The 21,351-nt window shown below is 34.9% G+C and carries 20 protein-coding genes and 2 pseudogenes; 14 read left to right on the forward strand and 8 right to left on the reverse strand.

Translation table 11 applies throughout. The features are described from left to right. The first annotated feature begins 307 nt into the window (after positions 1–307). A complete protein-coding gene (locus OPR39_RS06975; RefSeq protein ID WP_265039178.1) occupies positions 308–1,504 on the forward strand; it encodes a hypothetical protein in 1,197 nt (398 codons plus the stop codon). Then, on the forward strand, positions 1,470–2,579 hold the full coding sequence (locus tag OPR39_RS06980; protein WP_265039179.1) for a hypothetical protein: 1,110 nt from the start codon (positions 1,470–1,472) through the stop codon (positions 2,577–2,579). The genes OPR39_RS06975 and OPR39_RS06980 overlap by 35 nt, the downstream gene beginning before the upstream one ends. A 12-nt stretch (positions 2,580–2,591) precedes the next feature. Here OPR39_RS06980 and OPR39_RS06985 read toward each other — a convergent pair whose 3' ends face one another. The 7 genes from OPR39_RS06985 to OPR39_RS07015 all read right to left on the reverse strand — a co-directional run bounded on the left by OPR39_RS06985 (position 2,592) and on the right by OPR39_RS07015 (position 9,511). Beyond that, positions 2,592–4,613 (reverse strand): AAA family ATPase, encoded by a 2,022-nt coding sequence (locus OPR39_RS06985; RefSeq protein WP_265039181.1) that lies wholly within the window; start codon positions 4,611–4,613, stop codon positions 2,592–2,594. Positions 4,614–4,635: 22 nt separating this feature from the next. Continuing rightward, positions 4,636–5,868: an AAA family ATPase gene (locus tag OPR39_RS06990; protein WP_265039183.1), complete on the reverse strand. Its 1,233-nt coding sequence runs from the start codon at positions 5,866–5,868 to the stop codon at positions 4,636–4,638. Next, positions 5,865–6,353 carry a hypothetical protein gene (locus tag OPR39_RS06995; protein ID WP_015587751.1) on the reverse strand — a complete coding sequence of 163 codons (489 nt, stop codon included), beginning with the start codon at positions 6,351–6,353 and terminating at the stop codon, positions 5,865–5,867. The genes OPR39_RS06990 and OPR39_RS06995 overlap by 4 nt, the downstream gene beginning before the upstream one ends. Positions 6,354–6,376: 23 nt before the next feature. Further along, a complete protein-coding gene (locus OPR39_RS07000) occupies positions 6,377–7,174 on the reverse strand; it encodes an ATP-binding protein (RefSeq protein WP_265039185.1) in 798 nt (265 codons plus the stop codon). Positions 7,175–7,225: 51 nt separating this feature from the next. Then, positions 7,226–7,717, reverse strand: coding sequence for an RNA polymerase sigma factor (locus OPR39_RS07005; protein WP_182365598.1), 492 nt, complete (start codon positions 7,715–7,717; stop codon positions 7,226–7,228). A 614-nt stretch (positions 7,718–8,331) separates the two neighbouring features. Further along, positions 8,332–9,132 (reverse strand): hypothetical protein, encoded by an 801-nt coding sequence (locus tag OPR39_RS07010; protein WP_265039187.1) that lies wholly within the window; start codon positions 9,130–9,132, stop codon positions 8,332–8,334. Beyond that, positions 9,110–9,511, reverse strand: a complete 402-nt coding sequence (locus OPR39_RS07015; protein ID WP_265039189.1) for a hypothetical protein — start codon at positions 9,509–9,511, stop codon at positions 9,110–9,112. The genes OPR39_RS07010 and OPR39_RS07015 overlap by 23 nt, the downstream gene beginning before the upstream one ends. 201 nt (positions 9,512–9,712) lie before the next feature. Between OPR39_RS07015 and OPR39_RS07320 the strand changes: the two genes are divergently transcribed. Then, positions 9,713–9,946 carry a hypothetical protein gene (locus OPR39_RS07320; RefSeq protein WP_406833339.1) on the forward strand — a complete coding sequence of 78 codons (234 nt, stop codon included), beginning with the start codon at positions 9,713–9,715 and terminating at the stop codon, positions 9,944–9,946. A gap of 279 nt (positions 9,947–10,225) precedes the next feature. Here the strand turns inward: OPR39_RS07320 and OPR39_RS07025 are convergent, their stop codons facing one another. After that, positions 10,226–11,290, reverse strand: a complete 1,065-nt coding sequence (locus tag OPR39_RS07025; RefSeq protein WP_458694311.1) for an IS110 family RNA-guided transposase — start codon at positions 11,288–11,290, stop codon at positions 10,226–10,228. Between the two features lie 219 nt (positions 11,291–11,509). On the opposite strand from OPR39_RS07025, the pseudogene OPR39_RS07030 reads away from it, so the two are divergent. The 11 genes and pseudogenes from OPR39_RS07030 to OPR39_RS07080 all read left to right on the forward strand — a co-directional run. After that, positions 11,510–11,732, forward strand: a pseudogene (locus OPR39_RS07030) (IS5/IS1182 family transposase); the annotation flags it as partial. 568 nt (positions 11,733–12,300) lie between these two features. Next, positions 12,301–12,771, forward strand: coding sequence for a RuvC family protein (locus OPR39_RS07035; RefSeq protein WP_265039193.1), 471 nt, complete (start codon positions 12,301–12,303; stop codon positions 12,769–12,771). 133 nt (positions 12,772–12,904) lie between these two features. Further along, complete coding sequence (locus OPR39_RS07040; protein ID WP_226079475.1) at positions 12,905–13,375, forward strand: hypothetical protein; 471 nt, start codon at positions 12,905–12,907, stop codon at positions 13,373–13,375. A gap of 19 nt (positions 13,376–13,394) precedes the next feature. Beyond that, positions 13,395–14,872, forward strand: a pseudogene (locus OPR39_RS07045) (ankyrin repeat domain-containing protein). Beyond that, positions 14,869–16,692, forward strand: coding sequence for a phage terminase large subunit family protein (locus OPR39_RS07050; protein WP_265039195.1), 1,824 nt, complete (start codon positions 14,869–14,871; stop codon positions 16,690–16,692). The pseudogene OPR39_RS07045 and the gene OPR39_RS07050 overlap by 4 nt, the downstream one beginning before the upstream one ends. A 3-nt stretch (positions 16,693–16,695) precedes the next feature. Continuing rightward, a complete protein-coding gene (locus OPR39_RS07055) occupies positions 16,696–16,911 on the forward strand; it encodes a gpW family protein (RefSeq protein ID WP_265039197.1) in 216 nt (71 codons plus the stop codon). Then, positions 16,912–18,330 carry a phage portal protein gene (locus tag OPR39_RS07060; RefSeq protein ID WP_265039198.1) on the forward strand — a complete coding sequence of 473 codons (1,419 nt, stop codon included), beginning with the start codon at positions 16,912–16,914 and terminating at the stop codon, positions 18,328–18,330. A 24-nt stretch (positions 18,331–18,354) separates the two neighbouring features. Beyond that, positions 18,355–19,431 carry a S49 family peptidase gene (locus tag OPR39_RS07065; RefSeq protein WP_406833340.1) on the forward strand — a complete coding sequence of 359 codons (1,077 nt, stop codon included), beginning with the start codon at positions 18,355–18,357 and terminating at the stop codon, positions 19,429–19,431. Beyond that, positions 19,406–19,774, forward strand: a complete 369-nt coding sequence (locus tag OPR39_RS07070) for a head decoration protein (protein ID WP_262986414.1) — start codon at positions 19,406–19,408, stop codon at positions 19,772–19,774. The genes OPR39_RS07065 and OPR39_RS07070 overlap by 26 nt, the downstream gene beginning before the upstream one ends. Positions 19,775–19,799: 25 nt before the next feature. After that, complete coding sequence (locus OPR39_RS07075) at positions 19,800–20,804, forward strand: major capsid protein (RefSeq protein ID WP_265039414.1); 1,005 nt, start codon at positions 19,800–19,802, stop codon at positions 20,802–20,804. Positions 20,805–20,895: 91 nt separating this feature from the next. Next, positions 20,896–21,216, forward strand: a complete 321-nt coding sequence (locus OPR39_RS07080; protein ID WP_264377373.1) for a head-tail joining protein — start codon at positions 20,896–20,898, stop codon at positions 21,214–21,216. Positions 21,217–21,351 lie beyond the last annotated feature (135 nt).

Here is a 21,351-nt window from a genome sequence, read left to right on the forward strand (position 1 = left end):
TCCTTTATTTTACATTTCAATAATTGTTCATAAGCATCTGCTAGATATGTATCTGCCAATCGATTAGGCTTATAACCCCAATAAATAGCCAACTCTCCTTTTTGCATGTTTTTCTTCCTGTGAATTTTTTTATAGGTTAGGAGACTTCTATTAAACTAAACCAATGCACACCTTATGTCTCGTTTAAGAAAGCTATCTAGTTCACACAAATTCTCCCTAATAAATATACAAGATTTGAAGAAATTATGTCCAAAAAATCTTTGCCTAAATCATCATATTATGTATAACATGGCTTATTTAATATGTTATGGAGATTTATCCAAGTCATAAATTCTGGGAGAGCGACTTAGAAGTTCCTGTTAACCTTTTATTAGATCGTTTTCAGGATTCTAATATACGTCAGTCTTGGTTAGATTCCCTTTCTGGTAAACAACTGAGCATTATTTTTCAGCATTGCTTTAAAAATCATTTAAATGGACAACTTTTTCAAGACGGAGACTACGATGATAGATCCACTCAACAAAAACGTAAGATACTTGCCAGTTACTCTGACTCTCTTTTTAACTATTATCTCATTAGCTACTTTGATCGTACGAAACTTGAAGCTACAGTCAGTGAAGTAGCAAGATTTGCCCTCACTCAAGAGTTAATGAGATCGTACCTGATAAAAAATAATACTAAGTATGATAAAAGATCCTTGTTATTTTTACTGTTTCACATAAATTGTGAATTTCTAAAATCTGTCTATCATTTTGATAAAGTACAAAAGAAAGGTTTCATATCATTTGCTCTACAGAAATCACCAAGACAAATAAACACTTCATTTAAAGAGTTTATGTCACAAGAAGCTGTAGAGCAGATACTTAAGGATGATGACCAGTTGCAGGGTTTTTTCCATCATCAAGATCGAATATATATGTTTGTACGTCGAGGAAGTGACATGGATTTACTGCTTAATTCAAACAAAGTTGTTCATGGTCATAAACCTGAGTGGATGATTTTAGATTTCTCTCTTGATGGCACTCAGGTTAATCTCTGTGCTAAAAATACTAATAAAGCTGTGGAAATAGCAAATAGCATTGTAAGTGGGTATTTTGACTGCGAATGTACTTTTGTAAATATACAAGATAAGAACTTTCCACTACAAGTGCACAAATTTCTTCAAGCATGTATAGATGGTTCTGACTCTGACATTTGTATATTTGAGTTAAATTTTAAGTCAGATTATTTTAAAAATAGTAATACATATCTTACTTTAAGTGTAAAACCGTATGATCCTATTGCACCAGAGTTACATATTTTAAAGCCAGCTATTGGCAACATACTACAATCTATTCAATCAGCTAAAGTAATGTTCCAAAACAAAAAGGTAACATTTTCTTTCAAAATAAGTGGGGAAGTTTATTATTCAGAGCATCCACTCAATAAAAAAGAAAGAGAGGACCTGAAGAAACATATGGAACAATCTTATGGTCTTAAAATTCTTTCACGAGCAAATTGCTGATCTTTTAAGTTCAAATGGTTCCTGGATTAATCCAAGCCAAAATCATATTAAAGCAGCAAGATACTTATTCGATCTTGGATTGATAAAAATGCAAGAAAGGTATTATATTGTTTGCTCTCGTGAAGAAGATCATCTTGATTGGCCAAATGTAATTGATTCAAGTTGTAGCAATGAGATTTTTATCGATTCAGACTTTGATGAAGCATGTGATGACGCTATTTGTGAAAACTGTTCTCGTCATATTCTGCCTAATACTTATCAAAAACAGAGATTTCATCTCTTATCCATATACTTAAATACAGAAAAGGTCATAGACTGGTTTGAAACAAAGTTGAATGATTCAAGACTTATGTGGGAAAAAGTGGAAAAAGGAGTTTATTATATTTGTAATCAAGGTCGTATTGTAAATCTAATAATCCTTGATTTTTGTACTGATGCGATATTTTTAACTATAGATAAACTTAGAGTCCATCCGACAGTTCTCATCACTCTAAAAAAAGATATACCAAATCTATTGCTGAATCTATATGTAGTGCCAATGGTGAAACTGTTTTGTCAGCTTAAGACTGTAACTGAGATATTCCAAGAGGCAGATAAAAGAGGAGTACCAGAGGTGGTAGAAAATACTTCTTTGCAAGTTTTACCAGCTTCATATATTTCGCTTAAACGTGTTGAACCAATTATACCAACAAAACTTTTGGAGTTACAAGTAGTTAAAGGTATGGTATATGTTAATAGTATTGAAGTTATAAATAAAAAAGCTGCATCATGCCTTAATATTTTTCGAATATTGTTCAAGCAATTTTTACATGACTGTGAGAAAGAATTACCACCTGAAAAACATACACTTCTCAATATTAATCAGTTAGAAAAACTCTTGGGACTTAGTTTAGAAGCAGATTTAGAACATCAAATCAGAAAACCATTAAACAAGATGCAAAAAACGATCAAAGCTACATTGGCTGAGAAATTAGGATTAAGTATTGAACGTGATGATGTAATACAAACCCTTGGTTGGCAAAGATCATCACATGGTTATCGTATTAACCCTTTTACTTTGACTATAAAAAAATAGAGTTTTTTGTTATCAAAAATAGTTTTTTTCAGCTCCATGAATAAATTTTCCCACTCCACGTGCAAATGGTCCTGTTTTAATATCGAGCCATTTATCCTCTTTTGAACCATTAGCCATTCCTTTAACTATTTGCTTTGCCTGTAAAAGCTCTTGCACTATACGCTCTAATCTATCTCTTCCCATACTATGAAAAACTTCAGGCAGTCTATGTCGTTGTTTATGTATTCCTGCACTTCCTGTGTGAGTAAATGGATGTCCTGAAATAGCAGCTCGCGCAATTGAATCAATAAGATATATTTTAAGATCTTTATCGCTAATATTTTGAGCTTTTAATTGTTCAGTGATGTCTTCCAATAGCCCTGTTTCTTCATTTCTTAGGTAAGTGCGTATGGTACGATCAGCCAGGCCATTTGCTTTAACAACAGCTCCATAAAATAGTGCATTTTGTCTTGGGATTTTTCTAATTGACCTAAAAATCATTGGTTTAGTCATATCTTCAACAGGCCAAAAAGCAAAAGAACACCTGACTCCATTTACGAGAGCAGAAGTGCCTCGAATAGCATCTCGTGCTTGCTCTACTGTTGATATAGGCTTTTCTCCCTTCAGCTTTCTCATATGATGTGCAGTAATTATTGAAGCTCCAGTGCTACATGCTAAATCAGATAATAAACACATGAGATAATCCCCTACTGCTGGATCAGCATTTAAATCTGCATGAATGAAAGAAGCAAGGGGATCAAATATAATGAGCTTTAAATCCTTTATCCTGCTCAGCTGCTTCATTACCGACTCAAATTCTGGAGAGATTTCTACAACTTTACCGCGAACGTTCTTAAGTATGGTAAGAGATCCTCCGATGTTTGGTAATGGTACAATAAATAGCCTACCTTTATATTTCAATCTCTCGCATTTTGGATCAAGTCGTTCTAAGCGACGATGTATTTCATTTGTATCATCCTCCGCAGAAAATACCACCACAGATCCATGTTCAGTAACAAGTGGACCAAATCCGCATACCTGATCTATGCTACCTGCAACCTTGAGGGCTAGGTCAAGAAGTAGCATACCTTTGCCTGTATCTCCCATTGCAGCCAAAATGGAGGTTACACCCAAAGGAAATAATCCTTCAACCAAGAATCTTTGCTTTGGTACTGGGCCTACAAAACGCTCTACGCTCCAGCTAAAAATATCAAGTGGTGGTTTAATAATTATTTTTCTTGAGTTTTTTTCGATAAATTCTTCAATATTTATTCCCTCTAACACACAATCAGCAGCATCCCAACTCTTTGGTTTATTCGGTGGAATCTTAAGCGTAGCAAGTGATGCAACACCAAGTTCTAAAAGTCTCTTTTCAGCGTTTTTGGTATATTTATTACCTGCTTCATCGTTGTCTGGCCAAATAATAATATGCTTGCCCTTAAGCGGAGTCCAATCTGTTTTATCAATAGGCGCATTTGCTCCAAACATTGCTGTTGTTGCAGTTATTCCTTTCTCTATAAGTGCTTCTGCGCATTTTTCTCCTTCAACCAGAATAACTTTATCGGACTTTAAAATACCTGGAATGTTGTAGAGTGGTCTTATCTCCGGCTCTTTGAATCTTTGTTTTTTAACATCAAATGGTTTAAACTGTTTTTTCTCTAGAGGAGGATCATAACGGTAGACTATTACGATTACTTGATTGTTCTCGTCGTAGTAGTTCCAGCTACAAGTCAGGTATTGTTCTAGATCTCTAATATTAATTTTTTCTTTGATGCCAAGCCATTCACTTATTGAAAGCATTACTTCAGGAAATTCTATTTTGGCATTCTTCCCATGTACCGTTGCCCAAAGGTCGATAATGTCACCGCCTTCTCCTGTTGCAAAATCTTTCCATAATCCAGCTCTTTCGCCTGTTAATTCTATTACAGTACTTTTGCCTTTGTTACCCTGTACATCACCTACATAAAACTTATCACCACGAAATGTCCCTCTTGGTAATAGATGAAAAAGACAAGATCTGATATTTTGCAAAAGCTGAGTCTTTAGCTCTACCATAGTATCCGTTTTTGCGGACAAGTTAAGCCGTAGCTATAATTTTAGAATTCTGCCAACGCCCATTTACCCTGCTAATGAATTTTGCTGGTATTGATTTACCGTTTCTTAGCTCATATACTACCTGCAAGACATTTGCGCGTTTACTTGGTTGAAACATTACCATACCAGACGTGTAAAAACTTCTTAAAGCATTAGCACCAATTAAAGCTTGAAAAGGACTTTTTGCTAGTGTAGCTGTGGATACTTTTCTGGTATGACGTGTAATAATGATTCCAGCCGTAGGATTAATTACAGAACGTAGTTTTTCTATTCTGCTTTGCAGGCCAGAAAATATATTTTCATAGTCAAGGGAATCCAAAACGATAAGGTCTATCATTTTGATATCAAACTTTTCTTTTATAATATCTTTTATTTTCTCTATACCTTCATCATTTAAAGTTAATCTCATCTTTGTAGTAACAATCAAGTTTTCTTCTGCTAGATTTGGCAGCCTTTGATTAGTTATGATTTGTTGTATGCGTTCCCTGATATAATTGTACTCCATCTCATTTTGTAGATAGATTATTTTTAGTGGTCTTGCTGACTTCATCTTAAGAAATGACACTCCTGCTGCAAGATGTGCAAGCAAAGAGAGAAGAAAATAACTTTTGCCAACCTTTGGCGTACCACCAATGACTAAAAGACCACCTGGAGTGAGAATTCGTGGAGCTATTATATCTTCTGGTATTGGTGATTGATCACTTAAGTACTGCTTTACAGAAAATATTTTTTCTTCTCTTTTCCGCCCTTTTTTTTCTCCACTCTTTGATTTTTTATTGAGCCACTTTCTAGCAGAATATATATCACCCTTAATTAAAATCCAAAGATCAATAATATCACCACCAGTTCCTTCAGTAAAATTACGCCAATCACCAGCTTCCTTACCTACTATTTTAACTGTAATTGTATTTCCATTTAAGTCTCCAATATAAGTTTTTTCTCGGTAAAACTCACCATTTGGAAGTAGGTAAGAAACACACTCCTTGATATTATCAATCAATAACATCTTTAACTCTTTTTGCTTTTTAGACATAAAATTCCCATACATATTTTTCATACGTGTAAAGTTGAGATTAGCTAGCTCACAAACAGTTTCAAAAGATTTTGAATTCAGCCAATTAATTGCTTCTTCTCTTAGCTTTGGGTTTTTTCCTACTGCGTCCTGAATACCTCTAGTAACGACAGCAGACCAAAGCTTTTCCTCGTCGTACTTCAAAATGGTACTCTGTCAATTTCATAATTTTTGCGGTATTCTGGAGTAACTACCGAGGCAATTTTGTTCTTCTCTCCATATTCATCAGTTATAACACCTACCTTTACTGTAAACTCTAAGCCATTTAATTCTGCAACTGAATTTAACTTACGAGCAAGGATTGCATTTTCTGAGTTATCATGTGGATGAATGTCACGTGCCGATTCCAAGATACTGCGAAGCATAGAACGACCCATTTCTCCCCAAGTATCTTCTGCTTTACTACTTTTAATACCAATTATTTGATAAATTTTGTGCTTTGCGTATGGGCCTTCAATAACGGTAAATTCTGTATTTAAATAAATGCTACCGGTAGTGGGGCTTTTAGTAAACCAATGCTCATAACCTCCAGGCTTGATTGTCATTTTTACTTTTACTATTGTCCCTTTAGGTATCAATCTACTTTGCGGTTTTACAGTGTTAAAATCAGTTAATAGGTTTTGTAACATATATCACTCTCCATGTTTAAATTTTAAAACTTGCTTTTAATCTTTGTAAGCAGCTTACCTAAGTGTGGTTCTTCAACCATACTCAGGCGTCCACTACGGTCCTTAGCTGGGTATCCCCAAGGGTTTAAAGTGTGGCAAACAAAAGAGCGCTTCTCCGTTCCATCATTTTTCTTGATTCCAATCATACTGATTACTTCGTCAACTATCCCAGGAATTTCACTAGCAGTTTTAGCCCCTTCGCATTGAGGTAGCCAAATTGGACGATTGAAATCATCGAGATATTGACCTAAAGTGCCAACTATGATGATGTCTTTGTCTCTGATGTGTTGAAATTGATTGAGCCAAGCCATCATTTCCTGAGCAAGTAATCCATATGCAGCTCTCATGTCCTGTTTTCCCGATCTCTCAGAAAAAGCCTCAGGTTGCATTTTTGCCCATAATAGACATAAACGTGAAGCAACGGTTATACTATCTACAAAGATGCATCGGTATTTAGAAAACTCAGAGAAAAGATCTTTGTACTTACCAGATACATGTTCATGGTGTCTTTGGCTATATGCTTGATCAGACTTCAGCGCAGGATTAGGCCCCCCTATAAGACAAGCAGTATCTCTAGCTTCATTCCAAGTGCGAAGACTAATTGAATCTCCTTGCCAATCTTGAACAGCAAGAAGCCCTGCTTCAAAATCAAGGCAAAGTGTTGGTTCATCTACGGTCTTTAGGAGACTTGTTTTACCAATACCATAAGGACCAAAGATGACCATTTTTACAGTTGATATTGTTTGCAATCTTTCATTATTATTCAAAATTTTAAGAACCATTATTTATCCATGCTACGATGTGTATATATACAAGAAAGGCAAAAATTTTGTTCAATTTTTCTTTTTGCCTGCGTAGTAAATAGGAAAAAGTTTGGCACGTATCTTCTTGATAATATTGTTTAAAGTGGTTCTTGAAACGTTGTTCATTTTGGCAACTTCATGTAAGTTGAAAAACTTAAGTTGCTCACATATATTTTGCCATTCCTTTGGTAAAACCGAGATCATATAGTCTACATCAATGCGTTTTGTTATTTCACCCTCAAATAGCTCTGTTACATCAATACTAATGTAATTGTTGATATCACGTTTCGCACATCGCTGTTTCTTTAGCAAGTTAATAGCTTTATTTTCAGTTAATCTTGCTACAAAGGTATTAAAGCTACTTTTGTCTTCATCATACTGATCAAGATATGGCCAAATTTCACAGAAGAGTTCTTGCTCAAGATCTTCGTGAGCTTCATTAATAAAGCACTTAGCAAGTTTCAGTCTATAAGCTTGATATTTTACATTTTTAATAACTATATGGTAGTTTTGTAATTTCATAACTTTCCTTAAAAACAAATTGATGCTTTTAAGGATGAGAGTTATTAATGCTGTTATGTAGGACAGGAGCAAAAATAAATAATACTGATGCGATTTTTAATCTATTGATATTCTGTTATTTTTTTTTGAGAATAATACTGATACAATTTAAAATAATACAGTTCAAGGTTTTAAGTTCCAAAGTGTAGTAGAGTGGGGTTAACCCAAAAGTATTAGTTACATATGAATTTTATAAAGAGTTGAATTGCTGAGAGTTTTTAAATGTTTTACATGAAGCTGTAAAGAGATTAGACCTGCTGCAAAACAAAAATGGAGCATTTTTCAAGGGTTAAAAAATGACCAGGTTTCGCTCCTGTAATATACTTTAAAATCAGATTTTTTTGAAAATAGACTACCGTAGAAACAGCAACTTTCCTTTTGCAGCAGGTCTATTCTTTAAACTGCTAATATAGTTCCACCATAGCATCTTTAATAAATGGAAGTTTTCTCGATTTTACAACAGTTTTTGGGTTAGTATATTGCTTCTATTGTTTTAACATATCTATGTAACTATAAGCCTCCTTCGTTAGTGATATCTAAGTAGTGAAACTTTCTGTCTATTCTCTTAATTATAACTACATCTTTTTCTGCATTATATTAGATATAGGTAGAGCAGAACTAATATCGCTGCTTGGCTCTCTGAAGAGTATTTTATAGTTCTCTGGAAACTCTTGCGAAAGATCTGGATATAGATTACCTAAAGGTGCAAATTGTTTCTCTTTTTCAGAAAGGTCCTCCTCTTTTTGTTCTAGTTTCTTTTTATCTTCAGTATTACTTAACTTATCTACATGTTGTATTTCTCCTACGAAATTTTCCATCTCCTTCACAAAACTTTGTTCATAATGCCTATTTGCTAAGTGAACCACACCTGCTATTGTAAGTGATATAGCAGCAACTGAGAGCATAATCGCTATTGTATATAAGTAGTATGTCTTAGCCAAAGATTCTTCATGATACCTACCACCTGCAATTGTACCAATCAAAAATCCGACAAAAGGAGCAGACGCAAAAAACACCATAGAAGCTCCTGCTGCTAATAGTTTTGCACCTCTTAACATCTTGATCTTTTCTGCTTTATTATTAAGGCTTTGATATGTTTTTTTAACATCAGCTTCATCATCCTTTACATAAGCTTTGAGTTTTTCCTCTATCACTTTTGTAAGTTCACCATTTAATATGGAATAATATTTCTGTGGATAAGTTCTGGGTGTCGCTTTTTTACCACTAAGAAGATTTTTTATGTCCTCTTTACATAACTCAATTTTCTCAATTCTAGATGCAGTTTCGGTAATTTTTGTACTCTTTTTAGCAAGCTCTTCACTCTGTTTTACATTCACTTCTTTACCAGATAACTCAGCTATCTCTTTGCGCGCCATCTTCTGCTCTTCCTGCAGCTTTTTTTATCTCCTCATTCATTGAATCTTGCAATTTTTGATTTATCTTATTCAAATCCTTTTTTGCTTCTTTTAGTAAATTTTTATGAGTAAAGTATTTTAATAAAATTGGTGAAATTGAAGGGTCTTTCCTATGAGCAACAGCGAAGGCTTCCAAGGTAATCAAATTAGGTATTATTTCTTTTGGCAAAATTACTTCTTTGATGGGATAATCACAATTCTCTGAAACTATATCTGCTAGGTAAGCTTTATAATTTTTTTCGCTACCATCAACTAATCTATAAATTTTTTTTCTACTAAATATCTCAGATAATGCTTTCACATCTGAGTCTCTAACTTGTTTTATAATATCACCTAACATATAAACCCCCTAATCGCTTAATATATACAGTTTAGCACTATTCCAAGTGATATGTCAAATTAGTATTATTGTTAACTATAATATTTAATTAATAAATTTTCATTTTTAAGTAGCTTTAGAATCTGTTCACAATCTTCTGAGAGCCTGTACATGATCTCAAAAAAGGAATAGACTAAGAGGATAAGGTATATAAAGTAGAATATGAGAACCAAGCGGCATAAGTCGAGAAAAGTTTGCGGTAATTTTATCAAACCTAGAGTCTTGCAGAAAGAAGACAAAACCAAGAAAACTTATGATGTATTTTGTGGAGTGTCTAAAAAGCTGTTGCCAGTGGAGCACAAGAGTTTCCAAAATGGAGAAGTTATTACGACTACTTTAAAAAATGAAGCGAAAAACCAAGCGAAGATAAAGAAAGTATTTTGGAGAGTGTTTTAAAAAAAATTAGTTAGAAAGGTCCGTATCAACAATGGTAGGAAAGAGAAAACCAGTTTCTGTATAATTGATGCTCAAAGTGTTAAAAACGCAGATACTGCTGAAAGAAAGGGCTATGATGCAGGTAAAAAAATTTCAGGTATAAAGTCATATTGCAGTTGATACACAAGGTCTTCCACACGCAATTCATATAACAACGGCAGAAGCAGCTAGTGCTGTAAAAATGGTTAAAAATGCTAAAGCAAAACTCTCTGAAGTCAAAAATATACTCGCTGATGCTGGCTATACAGCAGTTGTGTTAAAAGTCAATAGAAAAATTGATGTAGCTGTGAATAAATACTTAAAGTTTGTGTGGACGTATTTATTCACAGCTACGCTAGTACTAGATAAAAACAGAATTAGGATATATTCCTCAGTGAACACTCTACCATCTCTTACTAAAGAGTTAGCAAGAATAAGTAATTTTCTCATGGCAGCAGTAGAAACAACTTTATATGGTTTTTTGTATTGATCATATAGCCTATCAAAGAAGATTTTTATATAAGAATTGTACCTTTGTGCACTCAGAATACACATATACAAAACTGTTCTAACTTGCGATCTACCTCCTTGAATACACCTTTTTCCTTTACTAAAACCGCTGTCTCGATTAAATGGCGCAACTCCAGAAAGGCTAGATATTTCTTTATGTTTAAGAGTTCCTAATTCTGGCATGTAACAGATCATGGTAATAGCCAAGGTTTTACCGGCACCTGGTATACTAGTTATTGATATGTATTTTTCTTTAAGCTCTTGACTTTGATCAACTAATGCCATCATTTCATCTTCCAAGATTTGAATTTGATTTTGTAAAATTACAAGCAAATCTTCTATTTGTTTAATGATGGATACATCAGTTATCTGATGAGCTTGAGTTTTTTGTATCTTTGCCATTTCCACTAGTTGATTTCTGCGAGATAATTTTTGCTTCAAACAATCAATGTTACTAACTTTTAAAGGAGTAACACGCATGTCTGCATTATTAATATAACGTGAAATAATGCTGGAGTCTATTTTATCAGTTTTAGTAGTAATGCCAAGGCCTTTTGCATAATCTCTAATCCACCTAGGTTGAATGACATATACTTCGAAACCATAGTTTAGTAAGGTATAAGCACATAATTTTTCGTACCCGCCGGTTGCTTCAAATCCAACTTTGGTTACATTATGCAAACGTAGAAAGTCGAATATTTGATCAATAGCTTGAACGTTATTTTCAAATACTTTATGATGCTCAAGTGGATGAGCGTGGATATCTAATTTATTTTTGCTAACATCAACGCCAGCAATGATACTTGATGAGTTCATAATCTCTCCATAAGAATAATTATAATACTGCATTTTCCACCCTTATATACGAGCCTAAAAGCTCAGTCAGTTGTTCGGAACTTTCAGTATAATAAACAGAGAAGAGAACCTAGCTGAAAAACGGTCCTTATGACCAAGGAGAAAAACGGTTCCTCTTCTCTATATATCTTTCATATTACTACTTTGTAATACTTATAAAGACTTAATTTCAACATATAAGGAGAAAATTTTGCAACACAAATAAAAACAACTATTGGTGCAACTGTTGAGGTAATAAAACGGAGCGAATTACATACCTTTGCTATATTGCCAAAAAGATGGGTTGTTTTGCTTGGTTGGAAAAAAATGCAGACGGTTGTGGAAAAATTGCGAGCGTAAACTCAACACTAGCTTACAAATGGTTGTTCTTGCTTTCACTTCTTTGCTCCTCAAAAGATTATGAACATGTTCTAACAATTTTTTGCTCATCACAATTGTCAGCATCTTTTTAAAAAGATCACCTGAACAGAAAAGAGTAAGGATCAAAAAACATGGACTTCACTGTTAAAAGAATAGCTTAAATTTTTAAGAGGAAAATAGTTAAAAAATATACTCTCTATGGCCTTGAGTTCCGTTCCTAATTACTGGCTTCCTAAATCAGGAATTAGGAATCAGGAATCTAGAATTAGCCTGTATGGAGGGTTTTCACCATGCGTTCCTAAAACCGTTCCTAGGAACGGCATATCTAAAGTCCGCCAATATGGAGGATTCTAGCTTCCTGAAACCCTTATATATAATATATATATAATACATATATAAAAATATACACATATATAAAAACATATAAAATATAAGATTAGAATAATAAAAAAAACTCTAAAAGTAGAAAAATCATGTTTAGGATAAGTAAGGTTTTTAAATAAACATCTTCAAGAAAGAGTTAATTATAAAAAATTTTTCAAAAATTGAAGATTTTTTGGACGAAAATTTTCCAAATCTTGTATATATATGTACTCAGCAATTGAAAGGAAATGCTCACCCTAGATCTTGGCAAACAAACTGGTTGGACTATTTTACATGATGGAATAGTGCAAAGTGGAAGTAAGAGTTTTCATGTTAGCAGATTTAGTGGTGGTGGAGTGCAGTTTTTAAATTTTCGTAATTGGCTTAATGCACTTAAGTATAAATTTCCAGGTATTGAAGTTGTATACTTTGAAGAAGTGAGAAGACACTTGGGAACTGATGCTGCACATATCTATGGAGGGTTTTTAGCACACCTTTCTGCTTGGTGCGAGGAAAGTAATATTCCCTATCAAGGTGTTTCAGTTAAGACTATTAAACGTTTTATAACTGGCAAGGGAAATGCAAGTAAAGCTGATGTAATTGAAGCAGTGCAGGAAAAGGGTTTTTGTCCAACAGATGATAATGAAGCAGATTCTTTAGCATTAATGTTCTATGTTATGAATTTTAGTAAAGATTTTAGTGTATTAAAAACACTATAGAAAGTGGGTCCTTTCGGCCATACTGGCGGGTTTGGTGGTCCTGACCTCGGGCCTTCTTTAGCGTTAGATATATTTCAAATGTTAACTACTTACGAAATTATAGCTGAGCAGTGCTAAAAAAGGAGAAAAAAAGGTGAGAATTACGCAAGCAGAATGGGCAAGGGAAAAAGGGTTTTCGAGGCAATATGTCTGTTCTTTAGTAAAAAAAGGAATAGTTGAGCTGGAAGATGGACTTATTGACCGAGAACAAGCAAATGAAGCGGTAGCAGCAATAAGAGATCCAAGTCAACCACTTAGGAGAAAAGAGCGCGGAGAAACACTTTCAACGATATTGCTAAAAACGCGAATAAAAAATGAAACCGAGCGTGGTAAACTTTTGGAAGCTAAAGTGAAAGCTGAAATAGGCAAATTTGTGTCAATTGAAGAGGTAAAAACTGAAGCATTTAACGTAGCAAGAGTTGTCCGTAATAATTTGCTTAATATTCCAAATAGAGTTTCAGCACTGCTTGCATCACTGAGTGACACTGAAAAGATTCATATGGCGCTAACTGAAGAGATTACAAACTCATTACAAGAATTATCTAATACTAAATTTCAAATATAAAAAAGATTTTGAATATAAAATGACTGATAACTTAAGTTTGGAGTTAATAAAGTGTCTCATTAATCAACCTGGATTAGATGTTAATGTCAGAGGATTAAATGGAAAGACACCACTACATTGTGCTATAGAATTTGATGAATTAAGCATGGTGGATTTATTACTCACGAAGAAGAATATTAATCCTTTTGTGGAGGATAATGAAGGTAAAACATCTCTTGATTACGCCAAAGAAGGGAAAAAAGCAGAAATATTACAAGCGCTAATTAATAACAAGTACGGGTCAGAACAAGATAGCTTACTTCATTTAGCTGCAATGATAGGTGAAGTTAATGCAGTTAGATATTTGATCAGAAAAGGTATTGACGTTAATGTACGAAATGCTCTGCATCATACTCCATTACATCTAGCAGCAGGCATAGGACATGAAAATGTTGTCAAAATTTTAGTGAAAGAAGGAAATGCTGAAATAGATGTCTTTGATGCACGAAATCAGACACCAATGCACTATGCAGTTAATAACAAAAAGCTGGAGATAGTAAAGTTACTACTGAGACTAGGAGCAGATGTGAATAGCGCGCGCATGGGACAAAACTCAATGAAATTGTCACCTGTTCATATAGCTGTAAGTAATACTAATTACGATGAAAGAGACTTATGTCTTGATATCCTCAAATGCTTAATAAAGGAGCCTAATGCTCAAGTAAATTTGCAGGACTACGAAAATAAAACACCACTACATTATGCTGAAAGACTGAAAACAATAGAAGTTTTACTAACGCGAGAAGATATAGACCCTCTGGTAAAACACCATTTGATTACGCTAAACCTGAGATAAAGAAGGCTTTGATGAGTAATAAATACGGTTCTGAAAAGAATAGTCTACTCCATTTAGCTGCACAAAGAGGAGAAATTGAGATTGTAGATGCAATTTTAAAAGAAGAAATCAATATTGATATTGTAAATAATAAAGGTCACTCTCCGATTTACCTTGCTGCAGAAAGAGGACATTTACATGTAGTAAAATTACTACTGAAAAAAGGAGCAAATTATACACCTGTTCTGCACTTAGCAATCAAATCAAATAATTTGGAGTTACTTAAAGTTTTATTTACTGAAAAAAATGGGTCATTGCTCTGCAGAGATACCGTTATTAATTTTCCAACCCTTCATAATAAATATATAGCACAGAGAGAAATAGCAGATAAAAGGACGAAAAAACATAATAATATTATCTGCATCTATACTACATTCAGCGCAATAGCAGTAGCAGTATATATAGGGTTGATAACAACAACAATAAGCAGTGCAATCATTTTTGCAACAATAACAGGGATATTTGCTTTTGTTATAGCAATAATGGTAAGTGAGATGAGCAAAAGATATATAGAAAACGAATTTCAGAAAAAGATGTTTATGGAATTGGAGGAGTGTGGAGGAATAAACTCTACTGTTAACAATATTGAGATAGAACCAATTATGAGTAGATGCAGACAATGATATACGCTACATCTTTTTCTGAAGGTTTAAAACCAGATCCAGAGCTTAAAGTATCAGAGTGGGCGAATGAGTATCGAGTTTTAGCGCCAACTGCAGCATCAGAGCCAGGTAAATGGAGAACAGAAAGAACTCCTTATTTAAAAGAAATCATGGATTCACTATCTCCTTCTTCACAGGCTGAAAAAGTAGTATTCATGAAAGGAGCGCAGATTGGAGGAACAGAAGCTGGTAACAATTGGATTGGCTATATTATCGATCAAACACCAGGACCAATGCTAGTAGTACAGCCAACAGTTGAAATGGGAAAGCGTTGGTCAAAAGGAAGATTTGCACCGTTAATAGAGAGTACGCCATGTTTAAAGAGTAAAGTAAAAGACCCAAGATCAAGAGATTCAGGGAATACTGTACAAAGTAAGGAATTTCCAGGTGGAATAGTTGTGATTACTGGAGCAAACAGCAGTGTAGGTCTCAGGTCTATGCCAGTAAAGTATCTCTTTCTTGATGAGATTGATGCTTATCCAGGAGATTCAGGAGGAGAAGGAGATCCAGTACTGCTTAGTATTGCTCGAACTAATACCTTTGCAAGGCGAAAGATTTTTTTAGTGTCAACACCAACGATTCATGGAATAAGCAGAATTGAGAAAGAATTTGAAGTAACAGATAAGAGATATTTTTTTGTACCATGTCCGCATTGTAATTATTACCAAATATTAAAATGGTCACAAATAAAATGGGAAGATAAAAATCCAAATACAGCACACTATATATGTATAGAATGTGGTAAAAAGATAGAAAATCATCAAAAGACAGGAATTCTTGAGCGTGGAGAATGGAGAGCTACAAATCCAATAAAAGGTGAGAAAAAAGGATTTCATCTTTCAAGTCTTTATAGCCCAGTTGGCTGGTATAGTTGGACTCAAGCAGTAGAGGATTTTCTCCATGCGAAAGAAAGTGAACAATTACTGAAAGTTTGGATAAATACTACGCTTGGAGAAACCTGGGTAGATAAAGGAGAAGTACCGGACTGGAAGCAATTATTTAACAGGAGAGAATTTTTTCAGATTGGCACAGTACCAAAAGGCGAAGTAGTTCTCACAGCAGGAGTAGATGTTCAAAAAGATCGCTTGGAAGCAGAAGTTGTAGCCTGGGGAAAAGGCAGAGAAAATTGGTCAATAGACTACCGAGTATTTGAAGGAGATACAGGAAGTGGAGAAGTATGGGGAAAGCTTTCGGAGCTCCTCAATCATCATTTTATCGGTGAAAATGGGCTTGAGTATATGATAAGCATGATGGCAGTAGATGCAGGATATGCGACACAAGAAGTATACAATTGGGTGAGAAGTCATCAAGGCTCTGGAAGAGTAATGGCAGTAAAAGGTGTAAATAAAGCACTAGTGCCACTTAGCAGCCCAAGTAGAGTAGATATAACAGTTGGTGGTCAAAAGCTAAAGAGAGGAATAAAGCTATGGCCAGTAGGAGTATCGATATTAAAGTCAGAGCTTTTTCAATTACTTAATGTTTTAAAAGAAGGTGAAGAAGCTCCAGCAGGATATTGTCATTTTCCCGAATATGCACCTGAATATTTTAAGCAGCTAACAGCAGAGCAATTAGTCAGCAAAGTGGTAAAAGGATACACCAAACAAGAGTGGCAGAAGGTAAGAGAAAGAAATGAAGTATTAGACTGTAGGATTTATGCAAGAGCAGCATCGATAGCACTGGGAATAGATAGATGGCCAGAGAGTAAATGGAATAGTTTAAGTGAAAAACCAGAAAGTAAAAAATCAAAGAAAATAGTGAAAAGCAAATGGATCAGCGAGTAGTAAATGTATAACGAAGATTATCTAATTCAAGTCGAAGAAGCGATAAAGAAACTGCAAAATGGAGAGAGAGTAGTATCAATTGCATATGGTGACCATATTGTAAGATATGCTGAAGTAGATATAAATGATTTACTAAGCTTAAGACAACGAATTAAAGTTGAGCTAAAGATTGCTGGAAAGAGGAAAATTGTTTTTTCAACGAGTAAAGGAATTTTATAAATGCTGCTAAAAACCTTCAAGCAATTATTTAACAAACCAAAAATCAAAAGTTCTGCTTGGGATGGAGCAGGTTCAGGAAGAAGATTTTTTCACTTTCAACCAGAGTTAGGAAGTATAAACAATTTGCTGTCTCAAAGCCTTGAAACTTTACGTAGTAGGTCACGTGATATGGTGAGAAAAAATCCATATGCAGCAAATATTATTGATACAATAGTAAGTAACTCTATTGGAACAGGAATAAAGCCGCAATCAAAAGCAAGAGATGCAAAATTTAGGAAAAAAGTGCAAGAATTATGGCTAAGATGGACAGATGAAGCAGATAGCTGTGGAATAAGTGATTTTTATGGATTACAAGCTCTAGTATGCAGAAGTATGATAGAGGGTGGAGAATGTTTTGTACGTTTAAGAACGAGAAAGCTGGAAGATAGATTTTCTGTGCCATTACAACTGCAAGTACTTGAGTCTGAACATTTAGACAATAAAACAAATCAAACTTTAGCAAATGGTAATGTAATAAGAAACGGGATTGAGTTTAACAAGCTTGGGCAAAGAGAAGCTTATTACTTATTTAAAGAACACCCTGGTGAAAATACCTTTGGAGAGTCAGTAAGAGTCCCAGCAAACGATGTTTTACATATCTATAAACCACTGAGACCTGGACAAATTAGAGGGGAACCTTGGCTTTCTAACGTGCTTTTAAAACTTTACGAACTTGACCAGTATGATGATGCAGAATTAGTGAGAAAAAAGACAGCAGCAATGTTTGCTGGATTTATTACAAGACTCGATCCAGAAGCAAATATCATGGGAGAAGGTGAAGCAAGTGAGCAAGGAGTAGCACTATCTGGCCTAGAACCTGGTACTATGCAACTACTTGATCCAGGTGAGGATATAAAGTTTTCAGAGCCATCTGATGTAGGAGGAAGCTATGAAGCATTTATGAGACAGCAACTGAGGGCAATAGCAATAGGCACAGGGATAACATACGAACAACTAACAGGAGATTTAACCGGTGTTAATTATTCATCAATCAGAGCAGGACTGATAGAGTTTCGTCGTCGATGCGCTATGCTGCAACATAACATTATGGTATTCCAATTTTGTAGACCAGTATGGAGTAGATGGCTAGAGTTAGCAGTACTTTGTGGAGAACTCCGTATAGATGAAAAAGTGGCAAAAGCAGCGAAAGAAGAAGTAAAATGGATACCACAGGGATTTGATTGGGTGGATCCACTGAAAGATCAACAAGCACAACAGATGGCAGTAAGAAATGGATTCAAGAGTCGAGCGGAAGTAGTATCAGAAATGGGTTATGATGTAGAAGAAATTGACCAAGAAATAGCAGAAGATCAAAGACGTGCAAGTGAACTGGGCTTAAGTTTTGATTCTGACGTTACGGCCAATCAAGAGGTGATATGAAACAACAATGGCTAAACAGATGTAATGGTAGAACCAAGGAGTTTTGAGTTACTGTCACTACAAACAGGAAAGCAGCCTATCTTTAAAAATATAAAACATGCAGTAAGAAATAGTGAAAGAGGAATAATACCGATACATGGCATTTTAACTAAAAAACCTGGTGCATTTGATGAAATGCTCGGAATGACATCATATGAGCAAATAGAAGAACAAATTACACAAGCATTAGCAGATAGTAGCATAGAGACAATTATACTGGAAATAGATAGCCCCGGAGGAGAGGTAAACGGTATATTTGACCTAGCTGACTTTATTTATGAATCAAGAGGAAAAAAGAGGATAATAGCGATAGCAAATGATGATGCATATTCTGCTGCGTACGCTATAGCTTCTAGCGCTGAAAAGATTTTTCTCACCCGCACTTCAGGAGTTGGGAGTATAGGAGTAATAGCAAGTCATATAGATCAAAGTGGATTTGATGAAAAATGTGGAATAAAATATACCACAGTGTTTGCAGGAAGTAGAAAAAATGATTTAAATCCACATGAGCCAATAACTTCTGAGAGTTTAGAAAATCTAAAAAGCGAAGTGAATCGTTTATATGAAATGCTGGTTGAGCTAATAGCACGCAATAGAAACCTTTCTGTAGAGGCAATCAAATCAACAGAAGCAGGGCTATATTTTGGCGAGAAAGCAGTAGAAATAGGTCTTGCAGATGGAATTACAATTCTTTCAGAGTTTAAATATATTAATAAAAACAGGAGTATTACTATGAACGAACAAACTATAACTGACCTAAAAGAAGAAACTAATAATTTAACTAAGTATCGTACTGAAGTTCTTGAATTAATACGTTTATGTAATATATCAAAGATGCCAGAAAAGATAGGAGAATTTATTGAGCAGGGTGTAAGTGTTGAGCAAGCAAGGGAGGTTTTAATGGAATTACTTGCAGAAAGAACAAAGAAGACAGAGATAATAAGTACAATACCACAGAATTCAGGAGAAGAGTTGATGATGCAGGTAGCGAAAAGTCGTAGGCATTTAAAATATATAACAAAAGGAGAAAAGCAAAATGAGTACTATAACCGAACAAAATAATCTGAGTGACTTATTAAAGTATGAGGCATCAAGCCTGTATTCAAGAGATCAAATAACAGTAGCAAAAGGGCAGAACCTAAAGCTTGGTACAGTAGTGGCTCTCGATAAAGATAGCATGGTTAAGATAATAAATCCAACTGCCACAGATGGTACACAAACAGCGATAGGTGCAATAGTAAGTGATGTAAATGCGACAGAAAATGCCAAAGCAGTAATCATTACACGTATAGCAATGCTAGCAGATCATGCAGTTGTATGGCCAGCAAATATCACTGAAGAGCAGAAAGCTGCAGCAATAAAGCAACTTGAAGGACGAGGGATCATTGTCCGCAAGGGAGTGTAACTTAAATTAATAAGGGGGAAAAAGAATGCAAAATCCATTTACAAATACAGCATTTAGTATGACGGCACTAACAAATGCGATGAATATATTGCCGGTAAATTATGGACGAGTTGAAAATTTAAATTTGTTTCCAAGTAGGTCAGTAAGATTTAGACATATTACCATAGAAGAGCAAAACGGAGTATTAAGTTTACTACCAACGCAGTTACCCGGAGCACCAGCAACAGTAGGAAAAAGAGGAAAAAGAAAGGTAAGAACATTTACGATTCCACATATTCCACATGATGATGTAGTGTTACCAGAGGAAGTACAGGGAATAAGGGCATTTGGATCAGAGAGTGAACTTAAAGCGCTGGCAGATGTAATAACCGATCATTTGCAATTGATGAGGAACAAACATGCAATAACATTAGAGCATTTGCGAATGGGAGCGCTGAAAGGAATAATTTTAGATGCTGATGGGTCAGAATTATTAAATCTGTACAACGAATTTGAAATCACGCCAAAAGTAGTAAATTTTGCACTGGGAACAGCAACAACAGATGTAAAACGTAAGTGTCTGGAAGTATTGCGGCACATAGAAGATAATCTAAGTGGTGAATATATGACCGGAATTCATGCCTTGGTAAGCCCTGAGTTTTTTGATGCACTAACTTCACATACTAAAGTGAAAGAAGCATACGAGAGATGGCAAGAAGGAGCAGCGCTTCGAAATGATATGAGATCAGGATTTACGTTCTGTGGAATTACATTTGAGGAATATAGAGGGCAAGCAACTGACCCTGAAGGAACCGTAAGAAGATTTATTGAGAAAGATACAGGGCACTGTTTTCCACTAGGAACAGCAAGCACATTTACAACATATTTTGCACCAGCAGATTTTAATGAGACAGTGAATACTCTTGGACAGCCACTATATGCAAAGCAAGAACCAAGGAGGTTTGATAGAGGGACTGATTTACATACGCAGTCAAATCCTCTGCCAATGTGTCACAGACCTGGGGTATTAGTCAGGGTTGTTGCAACATAACAACACAGGTAGAGCAATTATAAAGCAGTGTGAGGTAGAAGAATGCTTTACCTCTTCTTAGCATGTAAATGTTAGTATATAACGGAGAAATGTGCAAGAAAATATTAAGCGATTATTTAAAGATTGTTTTGCCCATTTAGGAGAAGTGGCTTTATATAAATCAAAGGATAAGTCATATATTGTACAGGTATTAAAGCAACAGCCAGATAAATTATACGAGATTGGTGAAGGACAATTTGTGGGAGAGATGCTTTTTCTTGAGGTAAATGTTTTTGATGTACTGAGGCCAATGGTGGGAGATATTTTTGTTATTGATGGCCGTAAATATAAAGTATATTCTCCACCACTGCGAGATAATTCAGGAATAGTATGGAATATAAAATGTACAGTACTTGGAGAGAAGGATGTTTAACATTGAGGTTAATGAAAATATTGAGAGAATTATTCACAACATTGATGCTAACAAAGCCAAAATAGAATTGGCAGCGGTAAGAGCGCTAAACAAAACGGCATTATGGTTAAAATCTCAGGCTGTCCGAGAAATCAG

The sequence above is a fragment of the Wolbachia endosymbiont (group A) of Yponomeuta plumbellus genome (assembly GCF_947251575.1).
Lineage (GTDB): Bacteria > Pseudomonadota > Alphaproteobacteria > Rickettsiales > Anaplasmataceae > Wolbachia > Wolbachia pipientis.

What these genes read in the sequence shown, in the direction of transcription:
- OPR39_RS06975 (WP_265039178.1), top strand. Translation starts at nt 308, where the DNA reads ATGGAGATTTATCCAAGTCATAAATTCTGGGAGAGCGACTTAGAAGTT.
- OPR39_RS06980 (WP_265039179.1), top strand. Translation starts at nt 1,470, where the DNA reads ATGGTCTTAAAATTCTTTCACGAGCAAATTGCTGATCTTTTAAGTTCA.
- OPR39_RS06985 (WP_265039181.1), bottom strand. Translation starts at nt 4,613, where the DNA reads ATGGTAGAGCTAAAGACTCAGCTTTTGCAAAATATCAGATCTTGTCTT.
- OPR39_RS06995 (WP_015587751.1), bottom strand. Translation starts at nt 6,353, where the DNA reads ATGTTACAAAACCTATTAACTGATTTTAACACTGTAAAACCGCAAAGT.
- OPR39_RS07000 (WP_265039185.1), bottom strand. Translation starts at nt 7,174, where the DNA reads ATGGTTCTTAAAATTTTGAATAATAATGAAAGATTGCAAACAATATCA.
- OPR39_RS07005 (WP_182365598.1), bottom strand. Translation starts at nt 7,717, where the DNA reads ATGAAATTACAAAACTACCATATAGTTATTAAAAATGTAAAATATCAA.
- OPR39_RS07010 (WP_265039187.1), bottom strand. Translation starts at nt 9,132, where the DNA reads ATGGCGCGCAAAGAGATAGCTGAGTTATCTGGTAAAGAAGTGAATGTA.
- OPR39_RS07015 (WP_265039189.1), bottom strand. Translation starts at nt 9,511, where the DNA reads ATGTTAGGTGATATTATAAAACAAGTTAGAGACTCAGATGTGAAAGCA.
- OPR39_RS07320 (WP_406833339.1), top strand. Translation starts at nt 9,713, where the DNA reads ATGAGAACCAAGCGGCATAAGTCGAGAAAAGTTTGCGGTAATTTTATC.
- OPR39_RS07025 (WP_458694311.1), bottom strand. Translation starts at nt 11,290, where the DNA reads ATGAACTCATCAAGTATCATTGCTGGCGTTGATGTTAGCAAAAATAAA.
- OPR39_RS07035 (WP_265039193.1), top strand. Translation starts at nt 12,301, where the DNA reads ATGCTCACCCTAGATCTTGGCAAACAAACTGGTTGGACTATTTTACAT.
- OPR39_RS07050 (WP_265039195.1), top strand. Translation starts at nt 14,869, where the DNA reads ATGATATACGCTACATCTTTTTCTGAAGGTTTAAAACCAGATCCAGAG.
- OPR39_RS07055 (WP_265039197.1), top strand. Translation starts at nt 16,696, where the DNA reads ATGTATAACGAAGATTATCTAATTCAAGTCGAAGAAGCGATAAAGAAA.
- OPR39_RS07060 (WP_265039198.1), top strand. Translation starts at nt 16,912, where the DNA reads ATGCTGCTAAAAACCTTCAAGCAATTATTTAACAAACCAAAAATCAAA.
- OPR39_RS07065 (WP_406833340.1), top strand. Translation starts at nt 18,355, where the DNA reads ATGGTAGAACCAAGGAGTTTTGAGTTACTGTCACTACAAACAGGAAAG.
- OPR39_RS07070 (WP_262986414.1), top strand. Translation starts at nt 19,406, where the DNA reads ATGAGTACTATAACCGAACAAAATAATCTGAGTGACTTATTAAAGTAT.
- OPR39_RS07075 (WP_265039414.1), top strand. Translation starts at nt 19,800, where the DNA reads ATGCAAAATCCATTTACAAATACAGCATTTAGTATGACGGCACTAACA.